Annotated in this window: 15 protein-coding genes; 6 read left to right on the forward strand and 9 right to left on the reverse strand. The window is 52.1% G+C overall.

Going from position 1 to position 19185, the window contains the following annotated elements; translation table 11 throughout:
* Positions 1-52 precede the first annotated feature (52 nt).
* On the reverse strand, positions 53-1375 hold the full coding sequence (gene xylA / locus FCH32_RS17815) for a xylose isomerase (RefSeq protein ID WP_096759139.1): 1323 nt from the start codon (positions 1373-1375) through the stop codon (positions 53-55).
* 362 nt (positions 1376-1737) lie between these two features.
* Between xylA and xylR the strand changes: the two genes are divergently transcribed.
* A complete protein-coding gene (xylR, locus tag FCH32_RS17820; protein ID WP_174361285.1) occupies positions 1738-2916 on the forward strand; it encodes a D-xylose utilization transcriptional activator XylR in 1179 nt (392 codons plus the stop codon).
* Positions 2917-3001: 85 nt separating this feature from the next.
* Here the strand turns inward: xylR and FCH32_RS17825 are convergent, their stop codons facing one another.
* Positions 3002-3826: a protein bax gene (locus FCH32_RS17825; RefSeq protein ID WP_096759137.1), complete on the reverse strand. Its 825-nt coding sequence runs from the start codon at positions 3824-3826 to the stop codon at positions 3002-3004.
* 316 nt (positions 3827-4142) lie between these two features.
* Here FCH32_RS17825 and malS point away from each other — a divergent pair, with 316 nt between their 5' ends.
* Together malS and avtA are read left to right on the forward strand one after the other, a co-directional pair.
* Positions 4143-6173, forward strand: coding sequence for an alpha-amylase (malS, locus tag FCH32_RS17830; protein ID WP_174361286.1), 2031 nt, complete (start codon positions 4143-4145; stop codon positions 6171-6173).
* A 176-nt stretch (positions 6174-6349) separates the two neighbouring features.
* Positions 6350-7600, forward strand: coding sequence for a valine--pyruvate transaminase (gene avtA, locus FCH32_RS17835; protein WP_096759134.1), 1251 nt, complete (start codon positions 6350-6352; stop codon positions 7598-7600).
* A 36-nt stretch (positions 7601-7636) separates the two neighbouring features.
* Here the strand turns inward: avtA and FCH32_RS17840 are convergent, their stop codons facing one another.
* Positions 7637-8110 (reverse strand): 4Fe-4S dicluster domain-containing protein, encoded by a 474-nt coding sequence (locus FCH32_RS17840; RefSeq protein ID WP_117342522.1) that lies wholly within the window; start codon positions 8108-8110, stop codon positions 7637-7639.
* Positions 8111-8224: 114 nt separating this feature from the next.
* Entirely contained in the window at positions 8225-9040 is an 816-nt protein-coding gene (locus tag FCH32_RS17845; protein ID WP_096759124.1) for an AraC family transcriptional regulator, read from the reverse strand.
* Positions 9041-9292: 252 nt separating this feature from the next.
* Between FCH32_RS17845 and FCH32_RS17850 the strand changes: the two genes are divergently transcribed.
* Positions 9293-10693, forward strand: coding sequence for an MFS transporter (locus FCH32_RS17850; RefSeq protein WP_096759122.1), 1401 nt, complete (start codon positions 9293-9295; stop codon positions 10691-10693).
* Between the two features lie 10 nt (positions 10694-10703).
* Complete coding sequence (locus tag FCH32_RS17855; RefSeq protein WP_174361287.1) at positions 10704-12659, forward strand: glycoside hydrolase family 127 protein; 1956 nt, start codon at positions 10704-10706, stop codon at positions 12657-12659.
* 86 nt (positions 12660-12745) lie between these two features.
* Here the strand turns inward: FCH32_RS17855 and FCH32_RS17860 are convergent, their stop codons facing one another.
* Positions 12746-13486: a MipA/OmpV family protein gene (locus tag FCH32_RS17860; protein WP_096759120.1), complete on the reverse strand. Its 741-nt coding sequence runs from the start codon at positions 13484-13486 to the stop codon at positions 12746-12748.
* A gap of 121 nt (positions 13487-13607) precedes the next feature.
* Here FCH32_RS17860 and FCH32_RS17865 point away from each other — a divergent pair, with 121 nt between their 5' ends.
* Complete coding sequence (locus FCH32_RS17865; protein ID WP_115257191.1) at positions 13608-14561, forward strand: LysR family transcriptional regulator; 954 nt, start codon at positions 13608-13610, stop codon at positions 14559-14561.
* A 16-nt stretch (positions 14562-14577) separates the two neighbouring features.
* Here FCH32_RS17865 and FCH32_RS17870 read toward each other — a convergent pair whose 3' ends face one another.
* The 4 genes from FCH32_RS17870 to yiaY form a co-directional block, all read right to left on the reverse strand.
* Positions 14578-15714, reverse strand: a complete 1137-nt coding sequence (locus tag FCH32_RS17870; RefSeq protein ID WP_135911235.1) for an HlyD family secretion protein — start codon at positions 15712-15714, stop codon at positions 14578-14580.
* A 5-nt stretch (positions 15715-15719) separates the two neighbouring features.
* Positions 15720-16043: a DUF3302 domain-containing protein gene (locus FCH32_RS17875; protein WP_117342532.1), complete on the reverse strand. Its 324-nt coding sequence runs from the start codon at positions 16041-16043 to the stop codon at positions 15720-15722.
* Between the two features lie 260 nt (positions 16044-16303).
* A complete protein-coding gene (gene aldB, locus FCH32_RS17880) occupies positions 16304-17842 on the reverse strand; it encodes an aldehyde dehydrogenase AldB (protein ID WP_174361288.1) in 1539 nt (512 codons plus the stop codon).
* Positions 17843-17934: 92 nt separating this feature from the next.
* Entirely contained in the window at positions 17935-19086 is a 1152-nt protein-coding gene (gene yiaY, locus FCH32_RS17885) for an L-threonine dehydrogenase (RefSeq protein WP_174361289.1), read from the reverse strand.
* Between the last annotated feature and the right edge of the window lie 99 nt (positions 19087-19185).

Consider the following 19185-nt stretch of genomic DNA (forward strand, 5'->3'; position numbering starts at 1 on the left):
AATGCCCGGCAGCGCAAAGCTATCCGGGCTGACGAACGTTCTTAACGATCCGTTATTTGTCGAACAAATAATGGTTTACCAGATTTTCCAGCTGTTCCTGATGACCGCTCTGATGCACCGGCGCCAGATTATGTTGTTCAGCGTACTGCGCAATTTCGGTCAGCGTCATCTGGCCCTTCAGAATTTGCTGGCCCAGCTCACCATTCCAACCGGCATAACGTTTTGCAACGCGCTGATCCAGGCCACCATCTTCAATCATGCGAGCTGCGATTTTCAGCGACAGTGCCATGGTGTCCATCGCCCCAATATGACCATAGAACAGATCGTATTTATCGGTGCTCTGGCGACGCACTTTGGCATCAAAGTTCAGGCCACCCGTGGTGAAACCACCTGCTTTCAGGATTTCGTACATCACCAGCGCATTCTCTTCCACGCTGTTCGGGAACTGGTCGGTATCCCAGCCCAGCTGCGCATCTCCGCGGTTGGCATCGACAGAGCCAAACAGGCCCAGCGCGATTGCGGTGGCGATTTCGTGGTGGAACGAGTGGCCAGCCAGCGTGGCGTGGTTGGCTTCGATATTCAGTTTGATCTCTTTTTCCAGGCCGAACTGTTTCAGGAAGCCGTAAACGGTCGCCGCATCGTAGTCGTACTGATGTTTGGTCGGCTCCTGCGGCTTCGGTTCGATAAGCAAGGTACCCTGAAAACCGGTTTTGTGTTTGTGCTCAACCACCAGTTGCATGAAACGGCCAATCTGCTCGCGTTCCTGACGCAGATCGGTATTAAGCAGAGTTTCATAGCCTTCACGACCGCCCCACAGAACATAGTTTTCGCCGCCTAATTTATGCGTAGCATCCATGGCAGTCACCACCTGGGTGGCCGCCCAACTGAACACTTCCGGATCCGGGTTGGTAGCCGCACCTGCGCCGTAACGTGGGTTAGTAAAGCAGTTTGCCGTCCCCCACAGCAGCTTCACGCCGCTTTGTTCCTGTTTAGCGCCCAGCACATCAACCATCTGCGCGAAGTTGTTTTTGTACTCTTTCAGCGAAGCACCTTCAGGCGAAACATCTACATCATGGAAGCAGTAGTAAGGCACGTTCAGCTTGTGGAAAAACTCAAACGCCACATCCGCTTTGCGTTTCGCCAGCGCCAGCGCTTCACCGGGTTGCTGCCATGGGCGGTCAAAGGCTCCCATGCCGAACATGTCTGCACCATTCCAACAGAAAGTGTGCCAATAGCAGGCGGCAAAACGCAGGTGATCTTCCATACGCTTGCCTAACACTTTCTCATCAGGATTGTAATGGCGAAATGCGAGCGGGTTAGTGGATTTTGTCCCTTCAAAACGAACACGGTCGAGTTGGTCAAAATAAGCCTGCATAATAAGCTCCATAATCAGGTAATACGGCAAGTAAACTGCGATATCGCCATACTGGAATTTCCTGATTTATTGCTCAATTACGTTATTTCACACCGCTATTAAGAGAATACCCAAATGTGCGCTGGCTCCCAAAAAAACGCGCTAAATAAAGAAATAAAAAGACGATCGGGATCGAATCCTGATGAATAAACTAAAAACCATAATCCGCGGATAAGATATGACAATTGCCTTCCCGCTTAGGGTATGTGAGTTTTGCGTAGCGCTACGCAAATCAAAAATTTGTCACACATAATCAGGCAGCATTATCCACGGTTTTGGTAGTATCGACAGGCCCATATTCACCCTTTCCAGGACAGGCTCTTATGTTTGATAAACGTCACCGTATCACTCTTTTATTTAATGCCAATAAAGCCTACGACCGCCAGGTGGTTGAGGGCGTGGGTGAATATTTACAAGCGTCGCAATCTGAATGGGATATATTCATCGAGGAAGATTTTCGCGCGCGTATTGATAATATTAAAGACTGGTTAGGCGACGGTGTTATTGCCGATTATGACGACGATGACATTGCGCAATTACTTGCCGATGTCGATGTCCCCATCGTTGGCGTCGGGGGTTCTTACCATCTTTCTGAACATTATCCACCGGTCCACTACATTGCCACCGATAACCACGCATTGGTTGAAAGCGCCTTTCTGCATTTGAAAGAAAAAGGGGTGAACCGCTTTGCATTTTACGGTCTACCACCTTCCAGCGGCAAACGCTGGGCCGAGGAGCGTGAATATGCCTTTTGCCAACTGGTAGCGAAAGAAAAGTACCGTGGCGTGGTCTATCAGGGCCTGGAAACTGCACCAGAAAACTGGCAACACGCACAAAATAGGTTAGCCGACTGGCTGCAAACTCTGCCGCCGCAAACCGGGATTATCGCCGTCACCGACGCGCGTGCACGGCACGTTTTGCAGGCCTGTGAACATCTGCATATTCCGGTACCGGAGAAACTGTGCGTCATTGGCATTGATAACGAAGAACTGACCCGCTACCTGTCGCGCGTGGCGTTATCATCCGTTGCTCAGGGTGCTCGTCAGATGGGCTATCAGGCCGCAAAACTCCTGCACCGCGTGCTGGCGAACGAAGAGCCGACGCTACAACGCATTCTGGTCCCTCCGGTACGCGTCGTGGAACGTCGTTCAACCGACTACCGTTCACTTACCGATCCGGCCGTTATTCAGGCGATGCACTTCATCCGCAACCATGCCTGTAAGGGCATAAAGGTCGAACAGGTACTGGATTCGGTGGGGATTTCACGGTCGAATCTGGAGAAGCGTTTTAAAGAGGAGGTCGGGGAGACCATTCATGCGGTGATCCATGCCGAAAAGCTGGAGAAAGCGCGCAGCCTGCTGATTTCCACCACGCTTTCCATCAACGAGATTTCACAGATGTGCGGCTACCCGTCTCTGCAGTATTTCTATTCGGTGTTCAAGAAAGAGTACGACACGACGCCAAAAGAATACCGCGATGTGAACAGCGAAGTGCTGATGTGATGTGTTGCCGGATGGCGACTGCGCCTTATCCGGCCGACGAGTCATCTTGTTGGCCGGATAAACGTAGCGCCATCAGGCGCAGGAATTACATATGCGCTGCAATTAAGCGCTGGTTATCCTGGTACATCGCGAACAGATAGTTGTTGTAGCTCTTCCCTTGGGTGGAATACCCCTTCAGCTTATGAATCATCGCCGTGGCGGTGACTTCCTGATCGGTTTTACGCAGCTGAGCGCGTGACTTACGGAAGGAAGAGTATGCCGGATGTGTATTCAGATTAATGACGTAAGCCGTCACTGACTCTTTCACCGAGTCAAACTGAGAGTAGCCTTTCACCTTACCCGGCGCATTGGTGCAACGACCTTTGACACATTTCATGCCAAACAGATTATTGTTGCTACGTGCCAGCTTCGACGTACCCCAGCCGCTTTCTGCCGCAGCCATGGTTGCCACCATACTGGTAGGGATAATATCCACGCGCTCAAGCAGCGTGTTCCACGGAATTTTACGCGTGTTGCCAGACCAGCTCACCTTGTAGCGTTTGGCGATATCTTTCATGCGCGCACGCTCGCTCGGCGACCAGCGATTCTGGTACTGCTTTGAAATCAGCCAGTTACGTTCAGCAGTAATGGCCGCATTTTGACTAGTAATGTAAGGCATAACCGTCCGGAGAAACGCTTTTTTCCTTGGTGTTCCGGAAGGGTATTTTCGCAAATCAGGAAGTGAACTACTCTTTGCACTATTGCGAGAATACTCTTGTTTACTGCTTACCTGTGTATTACTTGTCTTGGTTGCCTGGGGCTTCTGACTCGTTGTTGCCGTGTGTGTCTTTGCCAGCACCTCACCGGAAAATGCAATGGTGAGTAACATTAGAATCATGGCCCCATATCGTCGAATGGGAGTCAATATCATTAGGTCTCCTGGTCGGATTTATACATTCCAACACCTTATATTTTTCATAAAAATGAGAGATGAATCTCAAATCATAGCAAAAATAGCCGTCAAGAGCACCCAAAGGAATAGTCCAATTCCGAAACTATGTCACGCGCTAACGGTTAAGATTGGTATTAATTCGAAGAAAATGCGGGTGTTATCGCAAAATAATGCCGTTTTTTGCGCACGATCGCTCACCCTCACGTCTCATCCTGGCGGAATCCACCCAAAGGATGAGTCTCCGACCGTAATTCGCTGGCAAACTGGCTAAAATCGCAGCATTCAGGACAGCGTTATGAAACTTGCCGCCTTTGCGCTGGCGCTTATGCCAGGCATCACCATCGCCTCGTCATGGACTTCTCAAGGGTTCCCCACCTTCGAAGTGGAGGGTACGGGTAAGTTTGTCAGCCATGCAACGTTGACGAAGGGTACCCGTCCTTTAATACTAAATTTTGACCAACAGTGCTGGCAGCCTGCCGAAACCATTAAACTCAACCAGATGCTGTCGCTAAAACCTTGCACAGGCGAGCCACCACAGTGGCGTTTATTCAAAGACGGTAGTTACACGCTGGAAGTGGATACCCGCTCCGGAACGCCAACGTTGATGTTATCAGTAGCATCCGCCGTTGAGCCGGTGAGCAACCTGATTCGCCAGTGTCCGAAATGGGATGGCTCACCGCTGACGCTGGATGTAAGTCAGACTTTCCCTGAAGGTGCCGTGGTGCGTGATTACTACAGCCAGCAGACGGCAATGGTTAAGCACGGTCAAATCACCCTCCAACCCGCAGCCAGTAGCAACGGGTTATTACTGCTTGAACGCGCAGAAACGGACGCCCCTGCCCCCTTCGACTGGCATAACGCCACGGTGTATTTCGTACTGACGGATCGCTTTCAAAACGGCGATCCGACCAATGACCACAGCTACGGTCGCCACAACGACGGCATGCAGGAGATTGGGACGTTTCACGGTGGCGATTTACGTGGCCTCACCAGCAAACTCGACTATCTGCAACAGTTAGGCGTTAACGCCCTGTGGATCAGCGCTCCGTTTGAGCAGATTCACGGCTGGGTAGGCGGTGGCACCAAAGGGGATTTCCCCCACTACGCCTATCACGGTTATTACACGCAAGACTGGACCACGCTTGATGCCAATATGGGCAACGAGGCCGATCTGCGTGCGCTGGTCGATGGCGCTCACCAGCGCGGTATCCGCATTCTGTTCGATGTGGTGATGAACCATGCCGGTTACGCGACGCTGGCCGATATGCAGGCTTATCAGTTTGGCGCGTTATATTTATCGGGCGATGAATTGAAACATACGCTCGGTGAACGCTGGACAGACTGGAAGCCCGCCGCCGGACAGAGCTGGCACAGCTTTAATGATTACATCAATTTCAGTGATAAAGCCGCCTGGGAAAAATGGTGGGGGAAAAATTGGATCCGTACCGACATCGGCGACTACGACAGCCCCGGTTTTGACGACCTGACGATGTCGCTGGCCTTCCTGCCCGATCTGAAAACCGAGTCCAACACGCCTTCCGGGTTACCGGTGTTTTACAATAACAAACCGGATACCCACGCCAAAGCCATTGCGGGCTACGCGCCACGAGATTATCTGACCCACTGGCTCAGCCAGTGGGTGCGCGACTACGGGATTGACGGGTTTCGGGTCGATACCGCCAAACACGTCGAACTTCCCGCCTGGCAGCAGTTGAAAACCCAGGCCAGCGCAGCACTAACCGAATGGAAGAAAGCTAACCCGGACAAAGCGCTGGATGATAAACCCTTCTGGATGACCGGCGAAGCCTGGGGTCACGGCGTTATGCGCAGTGAGTATTACCGCCACGGCTTTGATGCGATGATCAATTTTGATTATCAAGAGCAGGCGGCCAGCGCCGTCGACTGCCTGGCGAATATGGATCTCACCTGGCAGCAGATGGCGGATAAATTGCAGGATTTTAACGTTCTGAGCTATCTCTCATCGCACGACACGCGCCTGTTCCGCGAAGGTGGAGATAAAGCCGCCGAGCTGTTGCTACTGGCTCCGGGCGCGGTGCAGCTGTTTTACGGTGACGAATCCGCGCGTCCTTTCGGCCCGACCGGCTCAGACCCTTTACAAGGCACGCGATCCGATATGAACTGGCAGGACGTCAGCGGTAAATCGGCCGCCAGCGTCGCACACTGGCAGAAAATCAGCCAGTTCAGGGCCAGACATGCCGCCATCGGCGCTGGTAAACAAACCACGCTGACGTTGAAACAAGGATACGGATTTTCCCGCGAGCACGGTGACGACAAAGTGATGGTCATTTGGGCAGGTCAGCCCTAATCCCCCCTGGCTTCTCGTACCCGGTGGGGCGAGAAGCGTTATGCAAAATAAAACACCACCCTGTTACAAATGTGTAGCACAAAACGTCAATTTAGTCTCACAGGCCTGATTTGCACCCCGCCATAGGTAGCGCTATGGTTAGCCACTTTATTACTCAGCTCGACAGACCACCTGCTATGACATTCTCACTTTTTGGCGACAAATTTACCCGCCATTCAGGCATCACCCGCCTGATGGAGGACCTCAACGACGGTTTACGTACGCCCGGCGCGATCATGCTTGGCGGCGGTAACCCGGCGCAAATCCCACAGATGCAGGAGTACTTCCAGTCTCTGCTAGCCGAGATGCTGGAAAACGGCAAAGTCACTGATGCGCTTTGTAATTATGACGGTCCACAAGGGAAAACCGAGCTACTGGCCGAACTGGCCACGCTGCTGCGCGAGAAGCTGGGCTGGGATATCGAACCACAAAATATTGCACTGACAAATGGCAGTCAGAGCGCGTTTTTCTACTTATTCAATCTTTTCGCCGGACGTCGCGCCGACGGGACCACCCGAAAAGTCCTGTTCCCACTGGCACCGGAATACATTGGCTATGCCGATTCCGGGTTGGAAGAGGAGCTCTTCGTCTCTGCGCGCCCGAATATCGAGCTGCTGCCGGAAGGTCAGTTTAAGTATCACGTTGACTTTGAACACCTGCACATTGGCGAAGAGACCGGCATGATTTGCGTGTCGCGCCCCACCAACCCGACAGGTAATGTGATTACTGACGAAGAGTTATTGAAGCTGGACCGCCTCGCCAATCAGCACGGTATTCCGCTGGTCATTGATAATGCCTATGGCGTCCCGTTCCCCGGCATTATCTTTAGCGAAGCCCGTCCGCTGTGGAACCCCAACATTGTACTGTGCATGAGCCTTTCCAAGCTCGGGCTGCCGGGCTCGCGCTGCGGTATTATTATCGCCAATGAAAAAATCATCACCGCGATCACCAACATGAACGGCATCATCAGCCTTGCCCCTGGCGGTATGGGTCCGGCTATCATGTGCGAGATGATTAAACGCAACGATCTCCTGCGCCTGTCGGAGACCGTGATCAAGCCGTTTTATTATCAGCGCGTTCAGGAGACCGTGGCGATCATTCGCCGTTACTTATCCGAAGAGCGCTGCCTGATCCATAAACCAGAAGGGGCGATTTTCCTGTGGCTGTGGTTCAAGGACTTGCCTATCACCACCGAGCTGCTGTATCAACGCCTGAAAGCACGCGGCGTGTTGATGGTTCCCGGTGATTACTTCTTCCCGGGGCTGGACAAGCCGTGGCCGCACACCCACCAGTGCATGCGGATGAACTACGTTCCGGAGCCGGAGAAAATCGAGGCTGGCGTGAAGATTCTGGCTGAAGAGATAGAACGCGCCTGGCGTGAAGGCTGATGGCAAACCCGACCGCCTAACCGGTCGGGTCACGCATTACAACGGCTGTGAACGCAAACGCTGCTGCTGAATTTTTGCGGCGTCAACGCATTGCAACGCACGGGTCGGGCAGGATTCTACACACGCCGGGCCCGTTTCGCGATGCCAGCACAAATCACATTTAACCGCCTGCACCCGCGAGCGCTGTGCAACCACATTCATGGCCCCAAACGGACAGGCCAGCATACAGCTCTTACAGCCAATGCAGCGTGCCTGTTCCACGAAGATATGCCCATGTTCGCGGCGAATAGCGGTGGTCGGGCAGGCATTCGCACAAGGCGCGTCTTCGCATTGATGACACGTTACCGCCGTGGTAAACGCGTCGTCTTTAATCACCCGAATACGCGGGATAAATGCCCCAGAGGAGACCGTCGCACACGTCTGGTTTTCCTGATGCGCGACGACGCAGGCCACTTCGCAGGTTCGACATCCAATGCATTTCGCCGCATCCGCCATAATAAACCCGTTCATTGCCTTCTCCGTCGCCGTTAAAACCACAGAGTGCCAAAGAGCCGGCCCCCACCGCTTTGATCGGACAGGGGAAACGGTGGAATTTTGTCAGGTGTATGAGCCAGGCAGGGGCAACTACGCCGAATTAATATGCTCTTTGCAGTAACGGCGCTTCCACGCCGCCGGGGTCAGGCTGGTGTGTGTACGGAAAATTTTGCGAAAATACCCCACGTCGTTAAATCCACATTTAAACGCCACCTCGGTCAGCGACAGCGAATCACTGATCAACAGCTTTTCTGCCGCCCTCACCCGCTGGCGATGCAGCGCTTCGGTTAACGTCAGCCGAAAAACACCCCGGAATACACGCCCCAGATAGTCTGCATTGCAATGCAGCTCTTTCGCCAGCAATGAGGCTGATAGGGGTAAATGGAACTGAGTATGTATCATTTGCTGCGCTTTCCACGCCAGCGCATTACCGGGCGTATCGGCAGGTTGTTCGCTGGCGGCAGCGGATATTTGCTGCAAAATCAGCAACAGGATCAGCTCCAGCGCAACGCTGCGATGGATATTCTCCTGCTCACGTAAAAACTGGCGAAACAGCGAAATAATATATTGTGGCTCATTCACCCGAGTCTGTTGCGGGATCGAAAGCAGCGCTTCAGGCGGTGAAACACGCTCACCGGACTTCACTTCAAAATGCAGCCAATAAAATTTTAAATCGGGCGGAAATTGTCCCACGCCGACATGTAAACGCTGCGGCCACAACAGCAAACTCTCTCCAGCCTGCACGCTAAAAATAGCGTTCCCTTCACGAATCGTTAATGTCCCTTTTTCGACAAAGATAATTTCCCAGGAATGAAGTTGCCGCGCCGGATGACTTCCCACGCCACGAGAAATAAACAGCCCGCCATTTTGTACTTTAATCGGAAGTGACATGGATAATTCAAGCATAACTATTCAATTTCCCGCTTTTAGCACCCTAAAAACCTGCCTTCATCTTTGATTATTCACGATAAAATAGTATCTCGCCGGATCGAAATCACACTTTTTTAATTAAGTCGGAATTGTCATCTTTTTATACTTTTCCCTTCCCTTGTTGGTCTGTGTATTTGGTGCAGAATAAATAACGTACTTTGCAAATGACACAATAAAAGCCCGCAATGTAGCGGGGTACTTTCTGAACATCCTCTCCGGGAGTTATTTATGACTTCGGCTCCGATTACGACCAACGATTTGGCACAACGTGCACAAGACGACAAATTATCTCTGCGTGAAAAAATAGGTTACGGATTAGGCGATGCAGGCGGGACCGTTATTACCTGCCTGATCATGAACTTCCTGACTTTTTTCTATACTGATGTGTTTGGCTTAACGCCCGCACTGGTCGGCACCTTGTTTATTGCCCTGCGCGTATTTGACGCAGTTTCTGACCCGATCATGGGTGTCCTCGCCGACCGCACGCAAAGCCGCTGGGGACGCTTTCGCCCATGGCAGCTGTGGGTGGCCGTTCCCATCGGCATTATTGGCGTTCTGACCTTTACCGTCCCGGACGCCAGCATGGGGGTAAAAATCGCCTGGGCATTTGGCACCTATCTGCTGCTTTCCGTCGGCTATACCGCGATCAATGTGCCGTATTGTGCGCTGATCAACACCATGACGACGCGCCACAATGAAGTGATCGCCTGCCAGTCCTGGCGCTTTGTGCTGTGCGGTGTCGCCGGTTTTTTAGTCTCCGTCGGCCTGCCGTGGATGGTGGAGATACTCGGTCAGGGCAACGCCGCGCAGGGTTATCAGTTTGGCGTGGGCATCCTGTGTGCCATCGCAGTCGTCATGTTCCTGTGCTGTTTCTTCTGGGTGCGCGAGCGGGTACCGCTGGCGATGATGGGGAAATTTACGCTACGCGAACACATCGGCGGACTGCGTAAAAATGACCAGCTGCTGCTGATGCTGGTGATGTCCTTCCTACTGATCAATGTCTTTAATATTCGTGGCGGCGGGTACATGTACTTCATTACCTACGTGCTGGAAGGCAGTACCGCTTACACCTCGCTGTTTTTCACCATGGTCACCTTCGCCTCGATTATCGGTTCGGTGGTGGTTAGCCCGCTGACGCGACGCATCGACACCGTCAAACTCTATTACTACACCAACCTGGTACTGGCGGCGCTGGCAGCGTTAATGTGGTTCCTGCCAACCGGTCCAGCGCACCAGACGTTATGGCTGGCGGTGATTCTCGGCAACGGCATTATTCTCGGCTTCACGCTGCCGCTGCACTTCTCGCTGATGGCCTTTGCTGATGATTACGGCGAATGGAAAACCGGCGTGCGTTCCTCCGGCATGAATTTCGCCTTCAACCTGTTTTTCATCAAGCTGGCCTGGGCCTCCAGTGCCGGGATCATCAGCGTGTTGTTTATTTTTGTCGCCTATCAGCCTGGCGCTGGCAACCAAACCGCCAGTTCGCTGCAAGGTATTACCGCCATGGAGACGCTGCTGCCCGCCCTGTTCCACCTACTGCTGGCGCTGTCTATCCGCCTTTGCAAACTCAATAACCCGATGATGTCGCGCATTGCTACCGATCTGCGTCAGCGTCATGTACAGCCTTAAGGAGCACGAAATGAACGCACAGGAAGTCGACCTGCATAAGCTCACGGTCAGCGATCCGTTCCTCGGACAATACCAGCAACTGGTGCGCGACGTGGTGATCCCCTATCAGTGGGATGCGCTCAATGACCGCATTACAGAAGCCGATCCCAGCCACGCTATCGAGAATTTCCGTATTGCTGCGGGCCAGCAATCCGGTGAGTTTTACGGCATGGTTTTTCAGGATAGCGATGTGGCCAAATGGCTGGAGGCCGTAGCCTGGTCGCTGTGTCAGAAACCGGATACCGAGCTGGAAAAAACCGCCGATGAGGTGATTGAACTGGTCGCCGCCGCCCAGTGCGAAGATGGCTATCTCAACACCTATTTTACGGTGAAGGCCCCTGAAGAACGCTGGACGAATCTGGCCGAATGTCATGAGCTGTACTGCGCGGGTCACATGATAGAAGCGGGTGTGGCCTTCTTTCAGGCGACGGGAAAACGCCGCTTACTGGAGGTGGTATGCCGTCTGGCAGACCATATCGACAGCGTTTTTGGACCCGGTGAAAACCAGCTGCATGGCTATCCCGGACACCCGGAAATTGAGCTGGCGTTAATGCGATTGTATGAAGTCACGCAGCAACCACGCTATATGACGCTGGTAAATTATTTTGTTGAGCAGCGTGGCACACAGCCGCATTTCTACGATGAAGAGTACGAAAAACGCGGTCGCACCTCCTACTGGCACACCTACGGCCCGGCGTGGATGGTGAAAGACAAGCCTTACAGCCAGGCGCACCAGCCAATATCTGAACAACAAACCGCCATCGGTCACGCCGTGCGCTTTGTCTACCTGATGACCGGTGTGGCCCACCTGGCCCGCTTAAGCCAGGACGAAGGCAAGCGCCAGGACTGCCTGCGACTGTGGAACAATATGGCCCAGCGCCAGCTGTACATTACCGGCGGGATCGGCTCGCAAAGCAGCGGCGAGGCATTTAGCAGCGATTACGATCTGCCCAACGACTCTGTGTATGCGGAAAGCTGCGCCTCTATTGGTCTGATGATGTTCGCCCGCCGGATGCTGGAGATGGAGGCCGACAGTCAGTACGCCGACGTGATGGAACGCGCGCTGTATAACACCGTACTGGGTGGTATGGCGCTTGACGGGAAACACTTTTTCTACGTTAACCCGCTGGAAGTGCATCCTAAGTCTCTAAAATTTAACCATATTTATGACCACGTGAAGCCCATTCGCCAGCGCTGGTTTGGCTGCGCCTGCTGCCCACCGAATATCGCGCGCGTGTTAACGTCGATTGGCCATTACCTCTACACGCCGCGCCAGGACGCGCTGTATATCAATATGTATGTGGGCAACAGCATGGAAATACCCGTTGAAGACGGGACGCTGAAACTCCGCATTAGCGGAGATTATCCGTGGCATGAGCAGGTTAATATCACCATTGATTCCGTGCAGCCAGTACACCACACCCTGGCACTACGCCTGCCGGACTGGTGCTCCGCGCCGCAGGTAATGCTGAACGGTTTGCCTGTAGAACAAGATATTCGCAAAGGCTATTTGCACATAACCCGCACTTGGCAAGAAGGGGATACGCTGAGCCTGACGCTCCCGATGCCGGTGCGTCGGGTATACGGTAATCCGCTGGTTCGCCATGTTGCCGGTAAGGTTGCCATTCAACGTGGACCGTTAGTCTATTGTCTGGAGCAGGCGGATAACGGCGAGGAATTGCATAACCTGTGGCTGCCCAAAGAGAGTGAATTCAGGGTCTTTGAGGGGAAAGGGCTATTCAGCCATAAAATACTGATTCAAACGGAAGGGGTGAAGCAAAGCGCTGATGATGCCACACAGCAATCGTTGTGGCACTACGATGTCTCCCCCGCTTCCCGGCAAACGCATACGCTGACGTTTATTCCGTGGTTTAGCTGGGCGAACCGTGGTGAAGGTGAAATGCGGATTTGGGTCAACGAGCAGTAATGATATGACGGATGGCGACTGTTGGCGCCATCCGTCAAAACATCATGAAAAAATTGCCCTCTTCCATGAGGACAAACGGGTGAGAATTAGAAACGCCAGCTCACCCCTGACAGGAAAGTGAAGCTGTCATCGCGATCAACCATTGGGCTATCCTTAATATCATCTGGCAGCACGCTATAGTTGGCGCTGGCCAGCAGTGTCAGGTTAGCGGTTAACGCATATTTTGCGGACAGACCGGCATACGGTGTCCAGCTATCGCCTGGGGAATAGCTAGATAACCCGCTACGGCGAGACTCATTGCCTGAGATGCCGTAGTAATATTCGTTGAATTTTTCATCGTAGTAGAGCACACCAATGGACGGCGTCAGCGTCAGCTTGCCCATCGGCATTGGACGGAACAGAGAAACTTCGCCAGCCCAACCGCTGCTGTTGTCCATTACATCCGCGGCGGCAGAGACTTTCACGCTGCCCCATTTCTCATGGTGATACCATGCGGCCCCCGCCATTGCGGTTGCGTCACGCTTGTCGAGCTGCTTCATCGCATGATCGTCGTTATCGCCAGGGTCAAACTCAAGCGGCATCCACGAAGCAGTAATGCTAAATTCATTACTTTCACTCTTCGACAGAATATAACCTAGCGTTGTTTGCCTAAAATAAAATGATTCGCCTTCATAACTGATAAGCGGTACTGCATGGACATTTTCATTGTATCCACGATAAGGAGATTCGTTATATACAGCCCCACCGCCAAGAGAAAACTCTGCGGCTGATGCACTTGCCATAAAAGACAAAGCAACTAGCGCCGCAATATTGCGTTTAATTAACATGCCAACTTTCCATTTTAAAATAAGCTACAAAGCAGGCGCATAATAATGCTTACAATTTCATCAGTGCAAGACGCATATTTATATAGTAATATATAAAATCATATATATATTGGATTCAGCGATGAACAAATTACAACTCAAACACCGGGAACTAAAAATTATTTCGGTCATTGCTGCCAGTGAAAACATCAGCCATGCCGCAACCGTACTCGGCATTGCGCAGGCCAACGTCAGCAAATATCTTGCTGATTTTGAATCAAAAGTTGGATTAAAGGTGTTTGACAGAACCACCCGACAACTTACCCTGACGCCCTTTGGCACCGCGTTGCTACCCTACATCAATGACATGTTAGACAGAAACGAACAGCTGAACAATTTTATTGCCGATTATAAGCATGAAAAACGTGGTCGGGTCACGGTATATGCACCGACGGGAATTATTGCTTACTTATCGCAACATGTTATTGCAAAAATTCAGAATATTGGTGGAATTAGCCTCTCGCTGAAAACCTATAACCTGGAACGTAAAGCATTTTATGAAGGGGTCGAATTCCCTGATGATTGTGATGTTTTAATTTCCTACGCACATCCCAAAGATGAAACACTGGTTGCCAGTTTCATTACTAAATATGCGGTTACGGCTTTTGCCAGCCAGGGATATCTCGATAAACACCCCATCAGTAGCCCTGAAGAACTGGAGCAACATTCCTGTATTTTGATTGATTCAATGATGATTGATGACGCCAATATTTGGCGATTCAATTCAGCCGGTGGCAAGGAGATGCATGACTATCGGGTGACAGGAAATTACGTCTGCGATAATACACAATCCGCGCTGGCGCTGGCACGTAATCATCTGGGCATTGTTTTTGCGCCCAATGAAAGCGTTCAACTTGATATTGAGGCTGGGGCGCTGGTTCCGTGCTTCTCTGAACAGCACGAGTGGTGGCTGGATCTGGTCGCGATTTTCCGTAAGCGTGAATACCAACCCTGGCGAGTGCAGTTTATTCTGGATGAGATGTTGGCGGAGATTCGCGAGCAGCTTACTCAGGTGCTACAACAGCCACCTGAGTAAGTAAAATAGTCTGCACCTAGTGGTCGAGATACAGGTAATGCACCCAACTGGTCATGCGTAACAGGACCTTACGCATCACTGATACATGGGCGAAATGGTCCGAATACACCGCGACCTGAGCGTAAATACCATCAGGCAACGCGTTGACGTCCACATTCTCATTCAGTTCAATCGTGGCGATCACCCCTTCCGAACCCGGCGTGGAGTTTAAGGATTGCAACGCGCCGTTCGACTGATACGTACCACCCGGAACCGCCGGGCTAATCGCGGCCAGTTTTCCGCTATAAACTTTCCCCGGTAGCGCGTTAAATACCACTTCAGCTTCGTCACCTGGCTCCAGTCGCAGAAGTGAGTTTTGGCGGAACTGGGCAATAATCTGTCGTTTTTGATCCGGGATAAACACCATCACCGGACGCATCGGCAGCGCAGCGGCATAGGTGCCCGGTCGGATCAGCACCTGGGTAACATAGCCATCGCTGGGCGCACGAACCACGGTTTGATCGAGGTTAAATTCTGCTTCCGCCAGCTGGGCTTTCAGGCTGGCAATTTGTGAATGCTCACCCATCACCATGCTGTCTAACTGGCTCTGTATTTGCTGTTGCTCTGCGAGGGACGATTTTACCGACGCTTCCTGCGCCAGATAGTTTTGCCGTGCCGCATCGATATCGCGTTCAGAAAAAGGATTTACCTTCGCCTGGCTACCCTGCGCGTAACGCTGGTAATCTTTTGCCAACTTGTCACGCGTGGCCTTTTTCTGCTGCGTGTTCGCTTTCATTTCATCTAACTGCGCAACCAGCGCCTGCTCTTTATGCTGTGCCGTGACAATATCGGCTTTCAGGCGGTCAACCCTCGCCTGATAACGCCCTGGGTTAAGCTTAAACAGCACCTCGCCTTTTTTGATCAGCGTGTTTTTCTTATCCGTGACTTCTGTTACCACCCCGGTCACCTGCGGCACGACGGGAATAGAAATAACCGCCTTTTGCGCCTTAAATGTATACGGATGGTTATAGTTCATCAGTAATATAAGTCCGCAAACAATAAAAATACCGCCCAATGCTGCAGTCGGTACTGTCCATTTATTTACAGGAATTTTAAAAATTTTAAATACAGACCATGCACAAGCCACATAGGTCAAAACGATCAGTAAATCCATCGATATTACTCCGCCGGGGAGGTCTTAACCTCGGCCAGTTTCTTTTCCAGATCGGCTACCCGCTCCTGAAGTTGAATCAGGGAAGAATCAGCACTTTGCATGCCCCAACCGCGCTCCGGGCGGTAAAGCGTTGCCCAAATCCATAAAAAGGGCCAAATAACATGCAGCGTAAACAGACTTACCCATCCCGCAACATGGATAGCGTCGGCATGAGGATGGTTACGTTTTTTTGCAATTAGATAGGGAATATCATGCAGAATAATAACCCCATAAAAAATGACCAGGAATACAAAAATAAGCACTCCTAATGCAAAATAATCAAGAAACATATTTGCCTCAGGGATTAAAAATAAAGAATTTGTATGCTATTAGTTTTAAATAATAGATTTGAGCATAATAGTGGAATAACCAGATTGGATGCAATTGTCTTATTTATATAACGATATATGGGTTTATATATACCCATCGTCTTTTGAACTGCTTCTTTGTTGGCTTCGTTCGCTCACCCCAGTCATTTACCTGAGTAAACTGCAGAGCAGAACTTGATGCCCGGCTCGCTATGCGATACCGGGCAATAAGTGACAGGAGATTAAAACAGCCCCAGCGGTTTATCAGAGTAGCTCACCAGCAGGCACTTGGTCTGCTGGTAGTGGTTCAGCATCATCTTGTGAGTTTCCCGCCCGATACCCGACTGTTTATAGCCGCCAAACGCCGCATGTGCCGGGTAGGCATGGTAGCAGTTGGTCCAGACGCGTCCGGCCTGAATACCACGTCCCATCTTGTAGGCCAGATTACCGTTACGGCTCCAGACGCCAGCACCCAGTCCGTATTGGGTATCGTTGGCGATCTCCAGCGCGTCTTCCATAGTTTTAAAGGTTGTGACCGCCAGCACCGGGCCGAAGATCTCTTCCTGGAAAACGCGCATATTGTTCTTGCCGTACAGGATGGTTGGCTCGAGGTAGTAGCCCTCTTTTAACTCCCCATCCAGTTGCTTACGCCGCCCGCCGGTCAGGACATCCGCCCCTTCTTTCTTACCGATATCAATGTAGTTCAGAATGGTTTCTAACTGCCCATGCGAGACCTGCGCGCCCATCTGCGTGACGCTATCAAGCGGGTTACCGCTGCGGATACTCTCCACACGGCGAATGGCTCGCTCCATAAAACGTTCGTATATAGATTCCTGCACCAGTGCACGACTCGGGCAAGTACACACCTCGCCCTGGTTGAAGGCAAATAGCGCAAAGCCTTCCAGCGCCTTGTCAAAGAACGCATCTTCCTCATCCATAACGTCGGCAAAGAAGATATTCGGCGACTTGCCACCCAGTTCCAGCGTGACAGGGATAATATTCTGTGTGGCGTACTGCATGATCTGCTGGCCGACTTCCGTCGAACCGGTAAACGCCACTTTCGCAATGCGTTTTGATGTCGCCAGATATTCGCCGATTTCTCCGCCCGCACCGTTGACCACGTTCACCACGCCCGGTGGCAGCAAATCACCGATAACTTCCATCAGCAGCAGCACCGACAGCGGCGTCAGACGAGCTGGCTTCAGCACCACGCAGTTACCCGCTGCCAGGGCCGGCGCCATCTTCCAGCTCGCCATCAGCAACGGGAAGTTCCACGGGATAATTTGCCCGACTACGCCGAGCGGTTCATGGAAATGATACGCCACCGTATCGCTGTCGACTTCACTGATCCCCCCTTCCTGGGCTCGAATACAGGAGGCGAAATAGCGGAAATGGTCAATGGCCAGCGGCACATCTGCCGCGCTGGTTTCGCGGATTGGCTTACCGTTATCCCAGGTTTCTGCCGTCGCCAGCAGCTCCAGGTTTTGCTCCATGCGATCGGCAATCTTGAACAGGAGCGCAGCACGATCCTGGACGGACGTATGCGCCCATTTATCTTTGACTTTGTGCGCGGCATCCAATGCCAGATCGATGTCTTTTTTGCCAGAAGAGGCCACTTCGCACAGTAACTGCCCGGTGACCGGCGTCAGGTTCTGGTAATACTCACCGTCCACCGGTGCCACCCAATCGCCGCCGATAAAGTTATCGTATCGGGCTTTTAACTTCAGGGGATAACCATACTCGCCGGGATGAATACTCGTTGAAGGGGGGTTATTGGTCATGACCGTCTCCTTGCTGTAGGGGTACTACAAAGGTAGACGGGACTGGCGAATTATTCGCCAGCCATTTACTGCTTTACGACAGATGTCACGGTTTACATTGCCGCGCGATAGATCGCCATGATTTCCTCATGCGTCGCCTGAATCGGGTTGGTAAAACCACAGGCATCCTTCAGGGCGTTGGTCGCCAGAATAGCAAAATCTTCTTCCTTCACGTTCAGGTCGCGCAGGCCTGCCGGAATTGCCACTTTCTGCGCCAGCTCACGGATCGCCGCGATGCAGGCCTCAGCGCCTTGCGCTTCGCTCATATCCGCCACATTCACACCCATTGCAGCCGCGCAGTCACGCAGGCGAGCCGCAGCAACCTTGCTGTTGAACACCTGAACATGCGGCAGCAGGACGGCGTTGCACACCCCGTGCGGCAGGTTATAGAAACCGCCCAGTTGGTGCGCCATTGCGTGAACGTAACCCAGAGAAGCATTGTTAAAGGCCATACCGGCAAGGAACTGCGCGTAGGCCATAGCTTCGCGCGCCTGCGCGTTACTGCCCTCTTCCACGGCAACCGTCAGATTTTCAGCAATCATCGTTACCGCTTTGAGTGCACAAGCATCGGTAATCGGCGTGGCGGCAGTGGAAACATAGGCTTCAATGGCGTGGGTCAGCGCATCCATACCGGTGGCCGCCGTCAGAGACTTCGGCATACCGACCATCAGCGAGGAATCATTTACCGACAGCAGCGGGGTCACGTGCTTATCAACAATCGCCATTTTAATGTGGCGTTCTTCATCAGTGATGATGCAGAAACGGGTCATTTCAGATGCCGTACCCGCCGTGGTGTTGATGGCAATCATCGGCAGCTGTGGTTTTGCAGAACGGTCAACGCCTTCGTAGTTACGAATGTCGCCGCCGTTAGCCGCCACCAGCGCAATGCCTTTCGCACAGTCATGTGGTGAGCCGCCGCCCAGGGAAATAACGCTATCACACTGGTGTTCTTGCAGAAGTTTCAGACCCGCCGTAACGTTGCTGGTAGTTGGGTTAGGATGTGTACCATCAAAAATAACACTGAAAATATCACGTTCCTGTAAGGCCTTTTGAATATCGCCCGCCATCCCTAATTGGGTCAGCATGGCATCCGTCACGATTAACGTACGACGGAATCCATATTCCGCCATTGTATTCATGGCATCCTTCAATGCACCAGTACCGATTACGTTCACAGATGGGATAAAAAATGTTGAAGCAGCCATTGTACAATCCTTAATTACTCTAAAGAGGTAGGCAGCATACGTGTGAAAATCCCATCAAAATATGATCGTGGTTGTTATTTTAATAACACCAGAAATTAA

This window comes from Citrobacter gillenii, from assembly GCF_013337685.1.
GTDB classification, from domain to species: Bacteria; Pseudomonadota; Gammaproteobacteria; order Enterobacterales; family Enterobacteriaceae; genus Citrobacter; species Citrobacter gillenii.